The sequence below is a fragment of the Kitasatospora sp. NPDC057518 genome, from assembly GCF_042802075.1.
GTDB lineage: Bacteria > Actinomycetota > Actinomycetes > Streptomycetales > Streptomycetaceae > Kitasatospora.
The window spans coordinates 15,620-34,902 of record NZ_JBHVEU010000030.1; the positions used below are offsets into that span (position 1 = coordinate 15,620).

Annotated in this window: 16 protein-coding genes; 9 read left to right on the forward strand and 7 right to left on the reverse strand. The window is 72.5% G+C overall.

The window, feature by feature from the left end:
• The first annotated feature begins 16 nt into the window (after window positions 1–16).
• The 6 genes from ACFU7Z_RS05340 to ACFU7Z_RS05365 all read left to right on the forward strand — a co-directional run bounded on the left by ACFU7Z_RS05340 (window position 17) and on the right by ACFU7Z_RS05365 (window position 9,709).
• Complete coding sequence (locus tag ACFU7Z_RS05340) at window positions 17–682, forward strand: M15 family metallopeptidase (RefSeq protein ID WP_380776313.1); 666 nt, start codon at window positions 17–19, stop codon at window positions 680–682.
• Between the two features lie 117 nt (window positions 683–799).
• Window positions 800–1,216 carry an NUDIX hydrolase gene (locus ACFU7Z_RS05345; RefSeq protein WP_380776316.1) on the forward strand — a complete coding sequence of 139 codons (417 nt, stop codon included), beginning with the start codon at window positions 800–802 and terminating at the stop codon, window positions 1,214–1,216.
• A gap of 82 nt (window positions 1,217–1,298) precedes the next feature.
• The gene (locus ACFU7Z_RS05350) at window positions 1,299–2,699 is read left to right on the forward strand and encodes a hypothetical protein (RefSeq protein ID WP_380776319.1); all 1,401 of its coding nucleotides are present in this window, start codon (window positions 1,299–1,301) and stop codon (window positions 2,697–2,699) included.
• Between the two features lie 110 nt (window positions 2,700–2,809).
• Window positions 2,810–3,643, forward strand: coding sequence for a LysR family transcriptional regulator (locus ACFU7Z_RS05355; protein WP_380776322.1), 834 nt, complete (start codon window positions 2,810–2,812; stop codon window positions 3,641–3,643).
• 71 nt (window positions 3,644–3,714) lie between these two features.
• Window positions 3,715–8,769, forward strand: a complete 5,055-nt coding sequence (locus ACFU7Z_RS05360) for a caspase family protein (RefSeq protein ID WP_380776325.1) — start codon at window positions 3,715–3,717, stop codon at window positions 8,767–8,769.
• A 343-nt stretch (window positions 8,770–9,112) separates the two neighbouring features.
• On the forward strand, window positions 9,113–9,709 hold the full coding sequence (locus ACFU7Z_RS05365) for a hypothetical protein (protein ID WP_049650518.1): 597 nt from the start codon (window positions 9,113–9,115) through the stop codon (window positions 9,707–9,709).
• A 70-nt stretch (window positions 9,710–9,779) separates the two neighbouring features.
• Here ACFU7Z_RS05365 and ACFU7Z_RS05370 read toward each other — a convergent pair whose 3' ends face one another.
• On the reverse strand, window positions 9,780–10,103 hold the full coding sequence (locus ACFU7Z_RS05370; RefSeq protein ID WP_049650519.1) for an antibiotic biosynthesis monooxygenase: 324 nt from the start codon (window positions 10,101–10,103) through the stop codon (window positions 9,780–9,782).
• A gap of 176 nt (window positions 10,104–10,279) precedes the next feature.
• Here ACFU7Z_RS05370 and ACFU7Z_RS05375 point away from each other — a divergent pair, with 176 nt between their 5' ends.
• A complete protein-coding gene (locus ACFU7Z_RS05375) occupies window positions 10,280–10,456 on the forward strand; it encodes a hypothetical protein (RefSeq protein WP_380776330.1) in 177 nt (58 codons plus the stop codon).
• A gap of 85 nt (window positions 10,457–10,541) precedes the next feature.
• Here ACFU7Z_RS05375 and ACFU7Z_RS05380 read toward each other — a convergent pair whose 3' ends face one another.
• Complete coding sequence (locus ACFU7Z_RS05380; RefSeq protein ID WP_074000813.1) at window positions 10,542–10,952, reverse strand: cupin domain-containing protein; 411 nt, start codon at window positions 10,950–10,952, stop codon at window positions 10,542–10,544.
• 47 nt (window positions 10,953–10,999) lie between these two features.
• Between ACFU7Z_RS05380 and ACFU7Z_RS05385 the strand changes: the two genes are divergently transcribed.
• The gene (locus tag ACFU7Z_RS05385) at window positions 11,000–11,491 is read left to right on the forward strand and encodes a MarR family winged helix-turn-helix transcriptional regulator (protein WP_107086393.1); all 492 of its coding nucleotides are present in this window, start codon (window positions 11,000–11,002) and stop codon (window positions 11,489–11,491) included.
• A gap of 14 nt (window positions 11,492–11,505) precedes the next feature.
• On the opposite strand, the gene ACFU7Z_RS05390 is transcribed toward ACFU7Z_RS05385, so the two are convergent.
• On the reverse strand, window positions 11,506–11,985 hold the full coding sequence (locus tag ACFU7Z_RS05390) for a CYTH domain-containing protein (RefSeq protein WP_049650521.1): 480 nt from the start codon (window positions 11,983–11,985) through the stop codon (window positions 11,506–11,508).
• A gap of 54 nt (window positions 11,986–12,039) precedes the next feature.
• The gene (locus ACFU7Z_RS05395) at window positions 12,040–14,112 is read right to left on the reverse strand and encodes an MFS transporter (protein WP_380776333.1); all 2,073 of its coding nucleotides are present in this window, start codon (window positions 14,110–14,112) and stop codon (window positions 12,040–12,042) included.
• A 456-nt stretch (window positions 14,113–14,568) separates the two neighbouring features.
• Here ACFU7Z_RS05395 and ACFU7Z_RS05400 point away from each other — a divergent pair, with 456 nt between their 5' ends.
• Window positions 14,569–15,807, forward strand: a complete 1,239-nt coding sequence (locus tag ACFU7Z_RS05400) for a hypothetical protein (protein ID WP_380776336.1) — start codon at window positions 14,569–14,571, stop codon at window positions 15,805–15,807.
• 42 nt (window positions 15,808–15,849) lie between these two features.
• Here the strand turns inward: ACFU7Z_RS05400 and ACFU7Z_RS05405 are convergent, their stop codons facing one another.
• From ACFU7Z_RS05405 to ACFU7Z_RS05415, 3 genes are all read right to left on the reverse strand, one after another.
• Window positions 15,850–16,437: a TMEM165/GDT1 family protein gene (locus tag ACFU7Z_RS05405; RefSeq protein ID WP_049656026.1), complete on the reverse strand. Its 588-nt coding sequence runs from the start codon at window positions 16,435–16,437 to the stop codon at window positions 15,850–15,852.
• A 298-nt stretch (window positions 16,438–16,735) separates the two neighbouring features.
• Window positions 16,736–17,530, reverse strand: coding sequence for an ABC transporter permease (locus ACFU7Z_RS05410; protein WP_380776342.1), 795 nt, complete (start codon window positions 17,528–17,530; stop codon window positions 16,736–16,738).
• Window positions 17,530–19,158, reverse strand: a complete 1,629-nt coding sequence (locus ACFU7Z_RS05415; RefSeq protein ID WP_380776339.1) for a dolichyl-phosphate-mannose--protein mannosyltransferase — start codon at window positions 19,156–19,158, stop codon at window positions 17,530–17,532. The genes ACFU7Z_RS05410 and ACFU7Z_RS05415 overlap by 1 nt, the downstream gene beginning before the upstream one ends.
• Between the last annotated feature and the right edge of the window lie 125 nt (window positions 19,159–19,283).

Here is a 19,283-nt window from a genome sequence, read left to right on the forward strand (position 1 = left end):
AGACCCAGGAGGCGTGTTGAGCGAGATCATCCTCATGTCCGACCCGAAGGTCGCCGCGGTCCCCGTCCAAGACTGCGGCGAGCGGCTGTCGGACGTACGGCTGTCGGACGTACGGAGCCGCGGCGGGCTGCCCGTCGACGGGCGCAAGCAGGACGGCACCGGGGCCTTCGCGCAGCTGCGGGCGGGCGTGCTCGACCGGCTGCTCGACGCGCAGGCGGCCCTGCCGGACGGCCTGCGGCTGTTGTTCGTCGAGGGCTACCGGCCGCCGGCCCTCCAGAGCCGCTACTTCGACGAGTACGCCGCCGAGTTGCGGGCCGCGAACCCCGACTGGCCGGACGACCGGATCAGGTCGTCGGCCAGCCGCTACGTCTCCCCGCCGGAGATCGCACCGCACAGTGCCGGGGCCGCCGTCGACCTCACCCTGGTCGACAGCGACGGCCGTGAACTCGACCTCGGCACCAGGGTCAACGCCAACCCGGAGGAGAGCGCCGGGGCCTGCTACACCCACGCCGACAACATCGGTGCCCAGGCCCGCGCCAACCGGCGACTGCTCAGCAGCGTCCTGACCGGCGCCGGGCTCGTCAACTACCCCACCGAGTGGTGGCACTGGTCGTACGGGGACCGCTACTGGGCACTGGCCACCGGTGCGCCGTCGGCGCTCTACGGACCGGCGCACCGGTAGCCGACACTGCGCACAGCCGACACGACACGCGGCCCGCTGCCTGCTGTCGGCCGCGCCCGCGGCCCCGGGTCAGGATGGCGTCGACACCGACGCCGTCCTGACCCGAGGAGCAGAGCGATGACCGAGCAGAACCCCGAGCACGCACCCCCCGCCGTCGCCGTCGCGATCGTCGTCGAGGACGGCCGGGTGCTGATGGTGCGGCGGCGGGTCGCCGAGGGCGAACTGTCCTGGCAGTTCCCGGCCGGGGAGGTCGAGCCGGGCGAGTCCGCCGGGGCGGCGGCCGTGCGCGAGACCGCCGAGGAGACCGGCCTGCGCGTCGCCGCCGCCCGGCTGCTCGGCGAGCGGGAGCATCCGCAGAACGGTCGGCGGATGGCGTACACGGCCTGCGAGGTGGTCGGCGGCACCGCCACCGTGGTGGACTCCGACGAGCTGGACCGGGTGGTGTGGGCGTCCCGCGCCGAGCTGGCCGAGTACGTGCCGTTCCCGCTGTTCCCGCCGGTGCGGGAGTACCTCGACGGCGCGCTCGCCGAGTAGGGGCACGCGGTCTCCGGAACTCCTCCCCGCCGGAAGGACGTTCGGACGGGAGACCTCTCTCCCCCGCCCCGGAAGGAAACGCGTGACACCCGCGCACGGAGCCCCGTCCGACCACCCCGCACCGCGAGCACGCCGGCCGGGGCGGGAACCCGTCACCGACGAGACGGTCGCCCGGCTCCGGGTCCAGGCCCGCACCGACCCCGCCTCGGGCCTGCCCGCGTTGGCCGAGGCGCTGCGGGGCCGGGCCTACGGCCGGCCCGAGCCCCGGCCCGAGGACGCCGTCCCGCTCCTGGAGGAGTCCGCCCGCATCTACCGCGCCCTGGTCGCCGACGGCTGCACCGAGCACCTGTCCGCCGCCGCCCGCGCGCTGGCCTCCCTCGCCCTGCAACTCTCCCTGGCGCACGCCGACGGCCCCGCCCTCGCCGCCCGGCGGGAGGCGGCCGACCTGGCCCGGCGCGCCGAAGCGGACCAGCCGGTGGAAGGCCTCGGCCAGGCCGCCGTCCTGCACGCCGACCTCGCCCACGGCCTCGCCGAGGCAGGACGGTTCGACGAGGCCGTGGACGCCGCCCGCACGGTGGCCGACCGCTCCCGGGCGGTGACCGAGCCCGGCGGGAGCGACCTGGCGTGGCGGCTGCTCGACCTCACCGTGCTGCTCCGCCTCGCGGACCGCACCGAGGAGGCCGTGGCCGTCGAACACGAGGCCCTCGCCCGGCTGCGCGAGGGCCGCACGGAACCGGCCCGCAGCCCCGTACCGGCCCTGCGGACGGCCGGCGCCGCCCTGTGGTTCGCCGATCTGGGCCGCGCCGAACAGTCGCACCGGCTGCTCGCGGACGCCGCCCGCTCCTGCGAACTCCTGCCCGCCCGCGGCGACGCCGGCAACTTCGGCTTCAACGAGGGCCTGCGGAGCGCCCTGTTCGCCCGCTCCGGCGTACGGGACGAACAGGCCGCGGCCGACGCCCCGGACCCGCTCGCGCTCGGCGTCGACCCGGGCCGACCCCTCCAACCGGTGCTGGGCCTGAGCCTCCACCACTGGTCCTTCAGGCTGCGCGAGTCCTTCGAGGACGGACTGGCCACCCTCGCACGGGCCGTCGAAGCCATCACCGGCGTACCCGAGCCCACCGACCACCTGCCCGACGAGGACGACCCGTCCGAGCAGCCCGACGGCCCCCTCCCCCTACCGGAGGACCGCGCCCTGCTCGCCACCCTCGGCACCCTCACCCGGCGACTCGACCTGCGCCGGGCGGTCCGCGGAGACCACCCCACCTACTACGCCCACCTCACGCTCCCCCGGCTACGGCGGACCGTCCGGATCGAACGCCACCTCCACGCGACCGGCCCCGCCGACGACACCCACCGCCTCGTCCGGGCACTCACCGACCTCGCCATGGCCCAACTCGTCCACGGCGCCCACGCCGAAGCGACCGCCACCCTCCACGAGGCCCACACCCTCGCCGTCCGGCCGGAGGACCCGGGCAGCCACTGACCTCCGGCACCCCATCCACCCCGTCCACCCCCGTACCCTGTCCCGCAGCACTCGCACAGGCACCGTACGGAGCTTCGGGGGAACCGGGGATACCAGTGGAACTACGTCAGTTGCGCGTCTTCGAGGCCCTCGTCGCCCACCGCACCGTCACCGGCGCGGCCATGGCGCTCGGACTCGCCCCGGCCTCCGTCTCCGAACAGGTCCGCACCCTCGAACACAGCCTCGGCACCGACCTGTTCGACCGGGCCGGGCACGACCTGACCCTCACCCCCGCCGGGGAACGCCTCCTGCCCTGGTCCCGCCGACTCCTCGACCAGGCCGACCAGGCCCGCCGCGAAGTCGCCGTCACCCGGACCCGCCTGCGCCTCGGCGTGCTGGCCGCCGTCGCCGCCACCCACCTCCCGGCCATCCTGGCCCGCCTCACCGACCACCGCCCCGACCTGGACATCTCCCTCCACACCGACGCCACCCGGGACGTCCTGCTCGACGGCGTCGCCGCCGGAGCCCTGGAAGCGGCCCTCGTCCTCGACGCCCCCGGCCCGCTCGGCGCCCTCGGCTTCCCCCTGCCGCCCGCCCCGCTCGACCACCTCGACCTCCAGGCCGTCCCCCTCACCCTGGTCGCCGCCCCCACCCACCCGCTCGCCCGCGCCACCGCCCTCACCCCCGAACTCCTCCACGGCCACCGGCTCCTCGTCGACACCCCCGCCTGCTCCTACCACCTCGCCGGCGAACGCCTCCTCGGCCACCACGTCCGACGCCTCCACACCGGCACCGTCCCCACCACCCGCGCCTGCGCCGAACAGGGCCTCGGCATCGCCCTCCTCCCCACCCACGCCGTCCACACCCACCTCACCGCCGGCACCCTCACCCGCCTCCCCCTCAACCCCCCACCCCTCCACCTCCGCCTTCTCTGGCCCACCCACCACACCCCCTTCCCCACCTGACCCGCCACGTCCCCTGTTCGAGCCCCCCGAGTGTGATGGGATCATGGGCGCGCTCACAGGAGGGCAGATCCGTGGACGAAGGAACGCGCAGGGCATTGCTGATCGGGGTGGGTGAAACCCCGGCCGCGGCGCATCGCTTCCCCCCGCTGCAAAACGCGGTCACCGCGGACCTGCACGAATTGGGCGCAGCTCTCACTGACGCCGGCTACAACGTCGAGACGCTGCGGGACCCAACCCGCAACGAGATCGCCGACCGCATCACCCGGATCGCACAGGACGCCCCGGCCGGCAGCACCCTGCTGCTGTACTTCTCCGGACACGGCATCCGGATCCACGACACCGACTACCTGTTGCCCACCGATGCCCTGGCCCCCGCCGATGGCGATCCGGCAGCCTGGAAGCAACCGCACATCACCGAATCCCTGATCGACGCGGACGTCAGCAAGTACCTGTCCGGCTGTACCGCCGGAACCGTCCTGTGGCTGATCGATGCCTGTCGTTCACCCGAGGACAGCGGCCCGGTGGTCTTCGGCAGCGGCATCACCAGGGGCCCGGCCCGCGGCGGCTTCGCCGTCATGACCGGTTGCAAGCCCGGGCAGCGCTGCGGCTACACCGACGCCGGTAGCTTCTTCACCCGCGCGCTCGCCGAGGCCTTCGGGCCATTGACCGAGGCTTCCACGGTGGAGCAGGTCTACCGGACGGCCTCCCTGCGCACCCGCCAATTGGCACTGCACCACCGTGCCGACCCGCAGGAGGTCCGGATCTACTACGGCAGGGACCTGGAGGAGGAGACCCGGGGGACGGTCGTCGCCCCGGGCCGGCGACTGCTCGATTCCTGGCGCGAGGTCGTCCACGCGCCCGAACTCTGGTCCCGGATCCCGGCCTCGGACCAATGCCTGGTACCCCGTTTCCAGGAACAGCTGACTGCCCTTGCCGCCGAGACGGCACGTGACGTCCACCGAGCACAGACCCGGCTGCCCGACCCCTGGGCCGACGACGACTTCCCGGTCCGGCTTCTTCGTCTGCGGATACCGCAGCTTCTCGGCGAGAAAACCGAGCTGTCCGCGCTTGAGGTCACCGCACTGATCGCCGGGGTCTTCCTCCACGAGGCGGCCTGGGCCGACCGGCTCAGCCAGGCCTATGAGGTCGGTCCCTACTTCGTCCGTCCAGAGAAGGACGGAGACTCACTCCGGTCACACTACGAACAGATCGTCAAGCACTATCCGCAGATCGCCGAGGTGCTCTCCCAGACCTACCTGTGGTACACCGATCCGCCGGCGGAGAAGCACGCGGTCGCCCTCTGGCTGACGCACCGCTGGATCGCCGACCGGTTCGAGACCGACGACCAGCCGGTGCCGGTGGAGCGGGCCGACAGGTTCGCCGCCCGGCTGATGGCGGCCGACGAGGCGGCGTCCGCCGGCCGCACCGACCGCGTCCGCGAGCTGTCCTCAGCCCTTCAGCTGATTGCCGCCGGCCCCACGCTCGGCCTGCCGTTCGACCAGTCTGCGCCGCTCCCGAGCCGGCACGCCCTTCCTGAGCGACCCCAGGAGCTCCGGCTGCGCCCGCTGGCCGCACTCCTGCGACTGGCTGCGCTCATGGCCTTCGACGCCCGTACCCTGCCCGAGGTCCTGGCCGAACATCTGGCCGTCTCCGACCGGGTGCGACCGCAGGAGGTGATCGGAGTACTACGGGAGGCGGTCTGGGACACCGAGGACCACGGGAACGAGCCTCAGGACCTGCACCTCGACGTCATGTGCCCGCACCCGGCGCTGCACGCCGCGCTCAGCACCATCGTGGAGGATGTCGACGAACTGAGCCAAATGCTCCGAGACAAGGCCCGCATGATGGCCGCACGCGACGCCCTGCTGCTCACGGGGCTTCCGGCCCGTGCAACGGACCGCAACCTGCGACCGGCCGGCTCACCAGGACAGCGCGCCTACGACGTCCCGCTACTGCAGTTCTCGCTCGCCCAGACCGAGGTGCGCCGCTTGCTGATGGGCGAAAAGCTCTACGATGGTGAGCGGGGCCTTGCCGTGCGCGAGATGTACCAGAACGCCATGGACGCCTGCCGCTACCGCGAGATGCGCCTGCGGTACCTCACCGGACTGGGCCGCACGCCCACGCCGTGGTCCGGTGCCATCCGGATCGGGACGGGCACGGACGCCCGGGGCCGCTACGTCGAGTGTGTCGACAACGGCGTCGGGATGACGGTCGACCAGCTCACCAACACGTTCACCCGCGCCGGCCGCCGCTTCGAGCAGGCCCGCGCCTTTCGGCGGGAACAGGCAGCCTGGCTGCGACACGACCGTTCGCTCCGGCTCTACCCCAACAGCCGGTTCGGCATTGGCGTCTTCAGCTACTTCATGCTGGCCGACGAGATGACGATCACTACGCGTCCGGTCGACGAGGACGGCCGTCCCGCCGCCACCGCTCTGCGGGTGGAGGTGCCGAGCAGCGGCAGCCTGTTCCGTGTGCAGGAGGAGAAGGCCGAACACGGCGACAGCCTTCCTGAGGGCGGCACCCGGGTTCGGCTCTATCTCCGCAACGAGTACGCCCTGCCCGGCTCGGCCTGCGCGGACGTCCTCCGGCCGCTGGTTCTTGTCAGTGAGTTCCGGCTGGAGGCATGGAACGGGGACGACCTCGACCAGGTGTGGCTGCCGGGTGCCCTCCAACTGGGTTCAGGCCAACGGGCTGTCGAGTCCGAGACGGCTGTCGAAGCCGTTCCGGGAACGCTCTGGTGGGTCAAGGGCGAAGGAGCGGTCCTCTGTGACGGCATCGCCACCAATGTGCGCCCCTTTGGCTACGTCCTCAACCTGACCGGCCCCCACGCAGGCGAACTGAGCGTCAACCGCAAGAAGCTCGAACGCTATGACCGCGCCTGGGAGGCGGAACAGTGGCGGCTGGGCGCCCAAACCCTCGCGACCTGGCCCGAGTTGGACCTCGCCTGGATGCACAACCTGGAAGACCGCAAGCTCCGGGCAGCCCGAACGCTGTGGCAGGAGTGGCACGACCGCGGCGTCCAGGTGCAGGCCAGGAACGGGTACCGGAACAAGGTCCGCCTGAACGAGGTCGGCTGGTTCAGCCTTGACCAGTGGCTGAACGACAAACACCGCAACAACTACAGCAAGCGGGACATCCAGCACGCCATCCGGCCGTGGCGCTCGACTGTGCTGCGCACAGGTCGCTCCGGCGGGTCCCACGGGCCGCTCTCGCCCGAGGGGCATCCGGTCCCCGAGCCCGGTTGGTCCGCGGTGGCCACGACGGATACCAGGGACTGGCGCAACGTGGTCTCGCTCGCCCGGTCCCAGGGAAGCACACCGGCGGAAGTACTCCGCGCCGCCCGCGGACTGCGGATCTCACACGCTTCGTTCGCCGGACCGGCCGTACGTGAGGGCGACCTGGCCTGGAAGCCGACCTACCTCGATTCCGTGATCATGGAGGCGCTGTTGCCTCCCGATGATCCGAGGTTCCGGGCAAGCCGGGATCGGCTTCTCCAGGACCATCCCGGAATCGGCTACCGCCATGCCCCATCGGATCTCAGTGGCATCGTCCGTGCCTCGATGACCAGCGGCCGGACGCTCGGCGAGCTGGCCGACACCTGCGCACGCTACGCCCCGTTCCTCCTCGCCCCACTCGGCGAGGCGCCCGATCACCACCGCGACCACATAGGTGACAAGGACGACCTCAGGCTGCTCTACATACTCCAAGGGACGCAATCCTGGCGGCTGGTGACCCATGCGTGGGACATCCCCCTCATCGCGGCGACGCTGGGGATCAGCCCCACCGAAGCGTGTCGGAGGGCGTCCCGGTTCTCCTGGCTCGGACGACCGGCTCCCGACCCCACCCTCGTCGCCCAATGGGCGGCCACTCCCGACGAACTGGCACCGGTGCTCCAGCACTACACCGTCCGATCCCCCGACGGCGGCTCCGCGCTCCCCTGGGCCGCCACATTCGATCTGGCCGCGGAGTGGGGCATCTCGCTGCGCAAGGCGGAGAAGCTCCTCGCGCGCGAGGCCGATCGACTGCAACTGACCTACCAGCGGCGGTATTCGAACGGATCGGCCGGCCGCGGTCACATTCCGGAAGAGGAGACCGGAACGCTCGTCGCCCGACTGCACGAGGAGGGGTTCCGGCTGGAAGAAGGCTTCTCCCTCCGCGATCTCGCGTTCGCCGCCCCCCGGCTTGAGTGGTCGGAACTCGCCGACGCATTGGAAGACTTGCGCGGTGCCGGGGTGGACATCCCGGACGGAGGCCGGCTTCTGCGCGCCTGGAACGATCTCCCGCTGCCGAGCAAGTATGCGTTCTCCGGCTGCGACCCGTCCTTCGACGGGGCGGACTACCCCGTGCTGCCCAGTTCGGAGGTGCTGTTCACCGGCAGCCAACAGCTCCAGCAGAAGCTCTCGTTCCTGTGGAAGACCGCTGCCAAGGAGTCCCGCCGCCTGGGCCTCGGATCGGAGCTCACGGCCCCCGACTTGAGCGCCGAGCTGAAGAACTTCCGACCGTCCTGGGACGAGATCCACGCACTGATCGACCTCGGCGGCGACGAGGACTACGAGGAATGGTTCGAGACTCCCCGCTGGACCCGCCTCACCCCGTCGGCTCTCATCCGCTACGCCCGCGCGAAGAACGTGGGCGCCCGCGCCGCTTTCGGACTGCTGGCTCCGCTCCGGTCCATCGGAGCGGACATTCCCGAGCTCACCGCCGAAGCCCTCGCCGAACTGCCTGAGGACGTACCGGAGGAGACCGACGCGTACGCACTCGACCCCACGTGCCGGGCGTCCGGACCGGACGACCCGATCAGCCCGCTCGACCTCGTCGGCATCGCCGGCCGACTCGGCGAGCCGCTCCCCCGCACCTGGCAGCGCATCATGCCGTACCTCCCGCTGGAACCCGCGGCGGCCTGGCCGACGACCGGCATTCCCGACGTCGTACCGATCTGGCAGGATCTGGCGATCCTCTCCGAAGGTCTCGACGGCATGCCGCCCATGGTGTCGGGCGAGGTGACGCCGGAACGACTTGCCTTCGCGGCCGCGGGGGTCGGGGAAACAGTCGCCTGGGTCCGGGCACGACTCACGAACTACGCAGAACTCTTCACGCTGGATATCCCACCGGAGGATCGGATTTGACGCAGCAACCACCACACGCGTTCGACAAGCCCTACGCCGAGGAGGACCTCGGCCCCCTCGACCGCACGGACTTCGACCAACGCCCCACCCCCGACGGGCGCGGGGTCATGGTGAGTGGTGCCTGTCCACGCTGCCACGGTCGGACCGAGACGGAGATCCGGCGAGGGATTCCGGGGATCGGAGGGAAGGGACTCGTCGACCTGCTCATCGGGCGAAGGAGTGCGGCGGTCGAACCCGAACCGCTGGTCGGGGAAGTGCACTTCTGCGAGTGCGGGCACGCACACCCCGAGCTCCCCCCGGACTCCCTCTTCCTCGGGTGCGGTGCGAGCTGGAGGCTCCGAGCGTGAGTGCCAGATCCGACCGCCGCTGGGCCGAACTGGCCCGGGAACTCGAGTTCACCCGGCTACCCGAGCTCCGCCGCCAGGCCGAAGGCTGGCGAACCGGGCTGACAGGACTGACGGCCCTGCTCACCGTACTCGCCCTCCTGAAGGGGCGGGACAACCTGGCCGATCTGCCGGAATGGGCACGGCTGACGGCCACCGGACTGCTGGTCGGAGCCTTCGCATTGCTCGTCACCGGCTCCCTCCTCGCGATGCGAGCAGCCCACGGTGCCCCGGAAGAAGAGATCCTGCTCGGTGGGCAGGCACTCCGCCGATGGACCGAACGGGAAGCATCCCGGGTGACGACAGCGCTGGCTCGGGCGTCGGCCTGCTGCGTGCTCGGCCTCATGCTGATCGTGGCCGCTGTCGCCGTCACGTGGACCGCCACCCAGACCAAACCCGCGAACCTCGTCAGGGTCACCACCCCCTCCGGCGAGATGTGCGGCGAGTTGGTGTCGGCAGATCAGCGCCAGCTCCTGATCCGCCCGACGACAACGTCAGGTAGCGCGACCGTGCCTATGGGGAGCCTGCTGGGCATGCATCCCGTCGCATCGTGCTGAGCGCCGCAGGACCGGGAACCGTCCGCCCGGAAACGCGCTTTCAGGCGGACGGTTCGCGATGGGCCCCGGGTCACGCCTTGGGGCCCGCCGACTGGACGACCTCGAAGGACCAGAGGGTGGAGCCGGAGGCGGCGGGGCGCTTGGGGGCCTCGCCGGCGGGGCCGTTCTGGTGGGCGGCCTTCATGGGGCCCTCCATCCAGGCCTTGAAGTCCTCCTCGCTGCGCCAGCGGGTGTAGACGAGGTACTGGTCGGTGCCCTCGACGGGGCGGAGGAGCTCGAACCACTCGAAGCCGTCCGAGTTCTCCACCGCGCCGGCCCGGGAGGCGAAGCGCTGCTCCAGCACCTCGCGCTGCTCGGTCGGCACCGTCAGGACGTTGATCTTGACGACGGACATGGCGCACTCCTTCTGCTCCGGTGACTGCTTACGGGGAGCAGTCTGCTACACCTCACGGCCGGACCGTTCGGAGGCACCGGTAGTCACGGCGGGTAGTGGGGCGTCGACGTGCAGGGACCGGGCCCGGGTGGAAGCCTGGAGGTAGAGCCCAGAACCCGAGGGACAGGGGAACGGTCATGGGTATCGGCGACAAGTTCCGGGACAAGGCCCAGCAGGCCGAGGAAGAGGCCAAGCAGCGCATCGGAAGCGGGCAACCGCAACAGGACGAGGCCCAGCAGAAGGCCTCGCAGGCCCAGCAGCAGGGTCAGCAGAACCTGGACGACGTGCAGGACGACATCGAGGGTCAGCAGTAGCGGCGGCCGTCGAGCGGGGACGGCCGGGGCGAGTCCTCGGCCGCCCCCGTCCCCGTCCCCATCCCCACCCCCGTCGGCATCGGGCTCAGGCGATCCACGGCGGGAGGACGCGCTGGTCGTCGCGCGGGGCGAGGGCGCAGGCGTCGGGCGGGGTGACGGCGTCGGGGTTGTAGGCGTGGGCGGGGGACGGGGAGGCGACGACGGCGGTGAAGCCGGTGTCGGTGGCGATCTGCCGGACGGTGTCGGCGGGGAGGGCGGCGGTGTCTCCAGCGGCGAGGGTGAAGGCCTCCCCCGCCAGGTCGACCCGGGCGGTGCCGGTGAGGAGTGTCCAGACCTGCTCGGTGTCCATGGCGTGCAGCGGGCCCCGGGCGCCGGCGGTCATGTCGACGTGCCAGACGGCGAGGGAGGTGGCGCCCTGGGTGGGCGAGGCGTAGGTGGTCATGACGGCGTTCGGGGTCTCGGTGCGGCGGGCGTCGGTCCGGCGGATGACGGGCATGGCGAGGGAACCCCCTAAGATGGACAATGAAGTTGTCTATATGGTCAATGAGGTTGTCTATCGTGTCAAGTGAACCGTCCCCGCCGGGATTTGAGCTGCCGCTGCGCCTGCTGCTCGCCTTCCGGACGATCATCGACGAGCTGCACGAGCGCATCGCCCGCGAAGGCCACCCCGACCTGCGCCCGATGCACGGCTTCGTCTTCCAGGCGATCGGCCCGCACGGCACCACCGCCACCGAGCTCGGCCGCCGCCTCGGCGTCACCAAGCAGGCCGCGGGCAAGACCATCGACGGCCTGGAGCAGCTCGGCTACGTCGAGCGGGCCGCCGACCCGGCCGACACCCGGCGCAAGCTGGTCCGGCTCACCGCACGCGGGGTGGACTGCCTGCTCCGCTCGGCCCGGATCTTCGACGAGCTGCGCGAGGAGTGGTCGGCGGCCCTGGGCGAGGAGCAGCTGCGCCAACTGGAGGACGGCCTGCGCCTGCTCGCCCCCGGCGACCCGTTCCGCCTCGACACCCCGCGCTGGTTCGGGGCACCGTAACCCCGTTACCGGTCTCAGGAGTTGGGCAGACCGCCGGTCGCCAGGGTCTGGTTCTTGTACGCCTTCACGCCGGTGATCTCGGCGCCGAACCACTCCGGCGCCGAGAACGCCGCCGCCTCGGCCTCCGAGCCGAACTCGACCTCGACGGTGCGCAGTCCGGCCAACTCCCCCTGGTAGACGTCCGCGTAGACCGTGACGCCGGACGCGTCGAAGGTGTAGCGCTCCTTGACCAGCCGCGCGCCCTCGGTGGCCGGCCAGAGTTCGGTGAACTCCTGTTCCCCCAGCTCGCGTTCCACCTCGATCCGCACCGGGGAACCGGCACCGGACGCCTTGCGCTTGACGCCGAGGACGCAGCTGCCGCCGATCCGCCGCAGCCGCACCTCCGTCCCGTCGTCCTTGATCGCGATGTACCCCTGCTCGATGTGCTGCCGCACCGCCGTCTCCGGCGGCTCGAAGGCCTCCAGCAGGAACTTGCGCTCGATCTCGAGCGGCACGCCGCACCACCCCTTCCCCGGTCACGCCCCACGGGCAGACGGACGAACGGACGGTCAGAACGACCGCCCCTCCCCACGGTACGGCCCCTGCGGCCCCGACGGGTCCGGACGGTCGCGCCGGTCCGCGCAGAGCGAGGAGCTGAGCCGGTTCAGGACCCCGGCGAGCTCGGCGTACCGCTGCTCGTCCCAGTCCCCCAGCAGTTCGGCGAGCTGGGTGCGCCGGGCGGCGACCAGCCGCAGCGCCGCCTCCTCCCCCGGTTCGGTGAGCCGCAGCGGCAGCCCGCCGGCCCTCGCCGCGAGCCCCCGGCCCTCCACCTCCCGGACGGCCTCCTCGATCACCGAGACCGGGACGATCCGCCGCTCGGCCAGTTCGGCCGGCTCGACCGAGCCGTGCTGGTGCATCTGGAGGAGCAGCCAGCTGGAGGCGGGCCGCAGGTCCAGCCCGGCGGTCTCGGTGATCCGCCGGAAGAGGTCGCGCCGTGCCTCGCGGCTGTTCAGCACCGAGAGGGCGCGGGCGATCTCGTCCAGCGAGGTGCGCTCGACCGGGTTGAACCCGATGGACTCGCTGAGGTCCGGAGCGGTGACGGTGGAGCGCAGCTTCTGTTCGCGCAGGAACAGCGACAGCACGAAGGCGACCACCGCGACCGGCACCGCGTACAGGAACACCCGGGTGATCGACTCGGCGTACGCGTGGTAGACGCCCGGCTGGACGGCGGCCGGCAGCCGGGGGATGACGCGCGGGTCGGAGGTGATGACCTCCGGCCGGAAGCCGGGCGGCAGCGGCACCCCCGCCAGGGCGTCGGCGAGCCGGCTGCGCAGTCCGCTCGCGAAGACCGTCCCGAAGATGGAGACGCCGAAGGAGGCACCGATGGAGCGGAAGAAGGTGGCGCCCGCGGTGGCCACGCCGAGGTCCTCGTAGCCGACCGAGTTCTGCACGATCAGCACCAGCACCTGCATCACCAGTCCCAGCCCGAGGCCGAAGACCAGGAAGTAGAAGCTCATCTCGGCGGTGCTGCTGTGCTCGTCCAGCCGGGAGAGCAGCAGCAGCCCGACCGTCGTCACGGCCGTCCCGGCGATCGGGAAGATCCGGTAGTGGCCGGTACGGGCGACGATCTGGCCGGAGCCGATCGAGGTGAGCAGCATGCCGAGCACCATCGGCAGCATGTGGATGCCGGACATGGTGGGCGAGACCTGCTGGACCACCTGGAGGAAGGTCGGCAGGTAGGTCAGCGCGCCGAACATCGCGAAGCCGACCACGAAGGAGATCACCGCGACCAGGCTGAACGTCCGCGAGCGGAACAGCCGCAGCGGCAGCACCGGCTCCGCGGCCGTCCGCTCGACCTGGACGAAGGCGAGCAGCAGCACCAGCCCGAGCACGCCGAGGCCGACGACCTGCCAGGACGTCCAGGCCCAGGTGGTCCCGCCGAGCGAGGTCATCAGCACCAGGCAGGTGGCGACGGCGGCGATCAGGACGGTGCCCAGGTAGTCGATCCGGTGCTCGCGCCGGACCTCCAGCCCGTGCAGCACCGCAGCGATCACCACCAGGGCGACGATGCCGATCGGGAGGTTGATGTAGAACACCCAGCGCCAGCTGAGGTGGTCGACGAACACCCCGCCGAGCAGCGGGCCGAGCACGCTGGTGACGCCGAAGACGGCGCCGAAGAGGCCCTGGTAGCGGCCGCGGTCCCGGGGCGCGACGAGGTCGCCGACGATCGCCTGGGAGAGCACCATCAGCCCGCCGCCGCCCAGGCCCTGGAGGGCGCGGAAGGCGATCAGCTCGCCCATGTTCTGGGCGATCCCGCACAGCACCGAGCCGAGCAGGAAGATCACGATGGAGGCCTGGAAGAAGCGCTTCCGGCCGTACATGTCGCCGAGCTTGCCCCACAGCGGGGTCGCGGCGGTGGAGGCCAGCAGGTAGGCGGTGACCACCCAGGAGAGGTGGTCGAGGCCGCCGAGGTCGCTGACGATGGTCGGCAGCGCGGTGGAGACGATGGTCTGGTCGAGGGCCGCGAGCAGCATCGCCAGCAGCAGGGCGCCGATCGGCACCCAGAGGTTGGGGACGGTGACCGCCGGCGGGCCGGGCTCGCCCGCCGGGCTCCGGCCGGACGCGGTGCGCGGCTCCGTCATCGGGTCCCCGCGGGCGTCACGGCGTCCGCGCGGGGCGTCACGGCGTCTCCCCGGGCGTCACGGCGTCTCCGTGGGCATGGCGTCTCCATGGGGTCCCGGGCCCGTCGGCCGGGCCGTGCGGATGATCACTCCCAGCTCACCGCGCTGGTCGGTTTCGTCCCGGTATGTTCCACCGGGTTGAGCCGAGCGTAAGCGCCGGGGACAACCGCCGCGCTCCGGGCGTTCTCGGAGGAGCCAACCCGCACCAACCGGCACAACACCCCCGCCGGGGGACGGACGCCCCTGTCCCCCCTTCGGACGGTCCTGCATAATCAGGCCCGATCGTGCGCCCGGATCCGCCGGGAACACGCGCCGAACGCGCACCGGACGATCGACCGACTGAACGAACGAACGACGACTGACCGACGACCGACCGACCGGCCGCGAAGTCGACGCGAACCCGAGGAGGACCGGCCGATGCCGGACCAGCACTGCCCGACGTGCGGCACCGCACGCTCCACCGGGTGCGGCTGCGTCCCGGACCCGAGCCTCACCGAGACCGCCGTCCTGCCGCACGTCGAGGGCCCGCCGCTGGTCCGCCCGTACGTTCCGCAGACCGCCGACCAGGTGGCCGACGAGAGCCACCCGAACGCACCGGTGGTGGACCCGTTCGCGACCACGGTGCTGCCGCCGGTCCCCCCGGGGCAGCCCGCCCCCGGGCAGCCGGCCGCTCCCCCGCTCGGACCGGACGCGGACGCGTACGCCACCACGGTGCTGCCGCCCGTCGCCCCGGGACAGGACCCCTTCGGGTCGGCGCAGGCCCCCTTCGGGTCGGGACAGGCCCCGGCCGGCCCCGGGCAGGACCCGTTCGGCCCCGCTGCCGACGGCTACCCCGGCGCCCACCCCGGCGGCCACGGGGACGCGTACGCCACCACCGTGCTGCCGCCGGTCCCGCCCGCCGGGCCGGGCGGGAACGAGATCGGCCTCTTCGCCTTCGGGCAGGCACCCGGCGCCGGGCAGGGCCAGGACGTCGCGCGGGCCCCGGACGTGCCCGGGCCCGAGGGCGGCGGCCGGGCCGCCAGACGGGCGGCCGAGCAGGCCGAGCGGCGCCCGCTCGCCCAGCGCAAGGGGCTGCTCGCCGGGATCGGCGCCGCCCTGGTCGCGCTCACCATCGGCGTCGCGTACGCGGTGACGCCCTCCGCCGAACCGCCAGCCAAGCAGGCGCAGCCGCTGCCGACGAGCACCCTGGCGCCCGCCCCGGTGGACCCGCCCACCCTGGCGACGCCCGTTCCGACCACGGCGGCGCCGACCAGCGAGGCGCCCAGCCCGACGCCCACCGCCACCCGCAAGCCGAGCCCGACGAAGACGGTCACCCCGCCGCCGACGGCCGCACCGACCACCGAGGCCCCGGCCGCTCCCCCCGCCCCGGCCCCCACGCCGACCGTTCCCCCGGCCCCCTCCCCGACCCCGACACCCACCACCGCCCCGACCCCGCGCGTGCTGCAGTCCGGGATGAGCGGGCCCGACGTGACCGCCCTCCAGCAGAAGCTCGCCGTCGTCGTCTGCTGGGCGAGCGTGCCGGTGACCGGGGTGTACGACGACACCACTGTGAACACCGTCGGCTACGTCCAGTGGATGTGGGCCGTCAAGGGGGACAAGCGGGGTGTCTTCGGCCCCAACACCCGTGCCGCCCTGGACTCCCACAACAGCTGCTGAGGCCGACAGGCGACAGGCGACGGACGGCGGACGACGGACGGATCAGCCGGTGATCGCCCCGAAGATGCTGATGCCCGCCAGCACCACCATGATCGCCGCCGCCACCCGGATGATCAGCTTCATCGGCACGTACTTGAGCAGCTTCTGGCCGCCCACGATGGCGATCCCGCCGACCGCGCACAGCGCCAGCCAGGAGCCGAGGCCGACGGCCAGCGGGTCGGCGTACTTGGCGGCCAGGTTGGCGGTCATGATCTGGGTCAGGTCGCCGAACTCGGCGATCGCGACCACCACGAAGCTGGCCCCGGCCACCTTCCAGAAGCTGTTCGAGGACGGCTCCTTGGCCGCGTGCTCGTCCTCGTCCTCGCCGCCGTGGAACAGCAGCATCGCCGCGCCGACCAGGAACAGCAGGCCGGTGACGCCCTCCACCCAGCGGTGCGGCAACAGCGAGAGCAGGTGCCCGGCGGCGAGCGCGAGGCCCACCTGGAGGGCGAAGGCGGCGGCGATGCCCGCGAAGACGTAGCTCGCGCGGTACTTGGTGCCGAGCACCAGGCTGGCCAGCGCGGTCTTGTCCGGCAGTTCGGCCAGGAAGATGATGCCGAAGGTCAACGCGGCAACGGTGAGACTCATCAGGGGTTTTCCTCGGTCGGAGGCTGCCCGGCCGCCGCGGCTCCGTCAGGGGACGCTTCGGCCCGACAGCACTGGTTCATGGTCACAGCACTGCGGCCGAAGGTCTCGCCGGCACCGTTCATCGAGCGGTGCCCCGGGCGCCGGGCCCCTGGGGGCCAGTATGTCGACGGTCCGGTGGAGGGCTACTCCCCTTCAACGGCCCCAAGCGTACCCGACGGCGTCAACCGACCCCTCTCGGAAGACCGACGAGGGCCACGACGACCCACGGTGACCTACGACGGGCCGACGGGCACCGCCCCGCCTACTGGCCGCCCCCGTCCGGCTCGACCGCGACCAGCCCGCGCCCGACCAGTTCCAGCACCACCACGATCGCCACCGATTCCACCGCCAGCAACCCGATCAGCACGAACAGCTGCACCGCCCCCGCCTGGACCGGCGAGGACCCGCCCAGCAGCATCCCGACGAACGCCCCGGGCAGGGTGACCAGGCCGACCGTCCGGGTCTGGTCCAGCGCCGGGACGAGCGAGGTCGCCGCCGCCGTCCGGCAGATCTCCAGCCGGGCGTCGCGCTCCTCGAAGCCGAGCGCCAGCGCGGCCTCCACCTCGCCGCGGCGCAGCCGCAGCTCGTCCAGGGCCCGCCGCCCGGCCAGCGAGGTCGCGCTGAGCGCGCCGCCGATCAGGATGCCCGCGACCGGGATGACGGACAGGCCCTCGGCCGGCAGCAGTCCGACGCCCAGCAGCAGGGCGAGCACCGGCAGCACCCCGGCACCGATCGGGGCTGCCGCCCAGACCCAGCCCGGGCCCGGGGTCATCCGCCGGCCGGCGGTGCGCACCGCGACCGAGAACATCACCAGCACGAACAGCGCCGACCACCAGAGTGAACCGACCACCCAGCTGATCACCGCGGCGACGGCCGCCAGCTGCACCACCGCGCGCAGCCCGGCCCGCAGGACGGCGTGCCCGTGGCCGAGCAGGCCCCGCCCGGCCACCGCGACGGCGGCCAGCAGCAGCACCGCGGTGACCACCCCGAGCACCGGGGTGACCGGCAGCAGCTGGCCGCCCGACGCCGCCAGCGGCACCGGCACCGGCACCGGCATCAGATCCAGCTGGTGAACCACATCCGGTCCTGCCAGGACGACATCGGGATCACCTCCGCCGTGTACAGCGGGTAGAAGAAGGCGAAGCAGCCGACGATCGCCAGCACGACCGCCCCGGCCCCGATCGCCCCGACCCGGCGGCGCTCGGGGCTGCACCCGGCCGGGCCGAGGATCGCCCCGAGCATCTGGGCGACGGCCAGGCAGAGGAACGGCACCAGCACGACCATGTAGAAGGAGAAGATCGTCCGCTCCTGGTAGCGGAACCAGGGCAGGTAGACCGCGGCGACCGCGCACAGCACCGCGCCCGAGCGCCAGTCCCGCCGGAAGAACCAGCGCCACAGCAGGTAGACCAGCGCGAAGCAGGCCGCCCACCACAGGAACGGCGTGCCGAGGCCCAGGATCTGCGCCGCGCAGCCGCCCGAGGCGGTGCAGCCGTGCTGCCCGTACGGGATCTGCTCCCAGTACATCGAGACCGGGCGCCCGTCGACCAGCCAGGCGAAGGGGTTGGACTGGTAGGTGTGCGGGGTGCTCAGGCCGGTGTTGAAGTCGTACATCTGCGCGTGGTAGTGCCACAGGCTGCGCAGCGGCGCGGGCACCCAGCCCATCGGGACCTGCGGCAGCGGGATGCCGAGGACGCTGTCCGGGGAGAGCCCGGCGCGCCCGTCGGCCCAGTGCCGGTCGTAGCCGCCCCCGCCGTTGGCGCCGCCGCCTCCGGTGGCCAGCCAGCCGCTCCAGGCGCCGACGTACACCACCACGGCGGAGCCGACCATGGCGAGGAAGGCGGGGACGGCGTCCAGGCGCAGCATGGAGCGCCAGGGGCGGCGGGCGCCGGCCCCGCGGCGGCCGGACTGGTCCCACAGGACGGTCAGGATGCCGAAGGCGGCGAGGATCGGGGCGCCGTTCCACTTGACCGCGCAGGCGGCGCCGACGAACACCCCGGCGGCGATCCGCCAGGGGCGCCAGCCGAGCCGGACGGCGTCGGCGTCGGCATCGGCCACCCCGGCGAGCCTGGCGCGGACGTGGTCGCGGTCGACCAGCAGGCTGCCGAAGGACGCGAGCACGAAGAACATCTGGATGCCGTCGAGCAGGCCGACCCGGCTCATCACCAGCTGGAGGCCGTCCACCGCCATCAGCAGCGCGGCGGTGCAGCCGACCAGGGTGGAGCCGAAGAGACGGCGGCCGATCCGGGCGAGCATCAGCACGGCGAGGGTGCCGAGCAGGGCGGTCATGAACCGCCAGCCGAAGGGGTTGAGCCCGAACAGCTGCTCGCCGGTCGCCATCACCCACTTGCCGAGCGGCGGGTGCGCGACGAACTCGGGCGCGGAGCCCAGCGGGATCGACTGCGGGACGGAGAGGATGTCGGCGTTGGCGTGGTCCGGCCAGGTGCCCTCGTAGCCCTGCTGGAGCAGCGACCAGGCGTCCTTGGGGTAGTACGTCTCGTCGAAGACGAAGGCGTTGGGGTGGCCGAGGTTCCAGAACCGCAGCAGGCCGGCGAAGAGCGCGACGGCGATCGGTCCGAGCCAGCCGGAGCGGTCGGCCGCCCAGCGGACCAGGCCCCCGCGCGGGGCCGGGGCCGGGGCGGCGGAGGTCGGGGCCGCCGGTGGGTGCGTGAGCGCCGCTTGCGTCATAGCCTCGCCGATTTCGCCTGTCTGCTCTGCCCGGGGCCTGGCTCCGCCCGGGTCGCGCCGCGCCCGCCGGGGCCGGGCGGTCAACAGCCACTCGGCCTCACCGGCGAGGCCGAGTTGCAGAGAAC

Bases quoted from the DNA above. Each gene is read 5' to 3' on its own strand.
- ACFU7Z_RS05345 (WP_380776316.1), top strand. From the start codon at position 800: ATGACCGAGCAGAACCCCGAGCACGCACCCCCCGCCGTCGCCGTCGCG.
- ACFU7Z_RS05370 (WP_049650519.1), bottom strand. From the start codon at position 10,103: ATGTCCGTCGTCAAGATCAACGTCCTGACGGTGCCGACCGAGCAGCGC.
- ACFU7Z_RS05375 (WP_380776330.1), top strand. From the start codon at position 10,280: ATGGGTATCGGCGACAAGTTCCGGGACAAGGCCCAGCAGGCCGAGGAA.
- ACFU7Z_RS05380 (WP_074000813.1), bottom strand. From the start codon at position 10,952: ATGCCCGTCATCCGCCGGACCGACGCCCGCCGCACCGAGACCCCGAAC.
- ACFU7Z_RS05385 (WP_107086393.1), top strand. From the start codon at position 11,000: ATGAGGTTGTCTATCGTGTCAAGTGAACCGTCCCCGCCGGGATTTGAG.
- ACFU7Z_RS05395 (WP_380776333.1), bottom strand. From the start codon at position 14,112: ATGACGGAGCCGCGCACCGCGTCCGGCCGGAGCCCGGCGGGCGAGCCC.
- ACFU7Z_RS05400 (WP_380776336.1), top strand. From the start codon at position 14,569: ATGCCGGACCAGCACTGCCCGACGTGCGGCACCGCACGCTCCACCGGG.
- ACFU7Z_RS05410 (WP_380776342.1), bottom strand. From the start codon at position 17,530: ATGCCGGTGCCGGTGCCGGTGCCGCTGGCGGCGTCGGGCGGCCAGCTG.
- ACFU7Z_RS05415 (WP_380776339.1), bottom strand. From the start codon at position 19,158: ATGACGCAAGCGGCGCTCACGCACCCACCGGCGGCCCCGACCTCCGCC.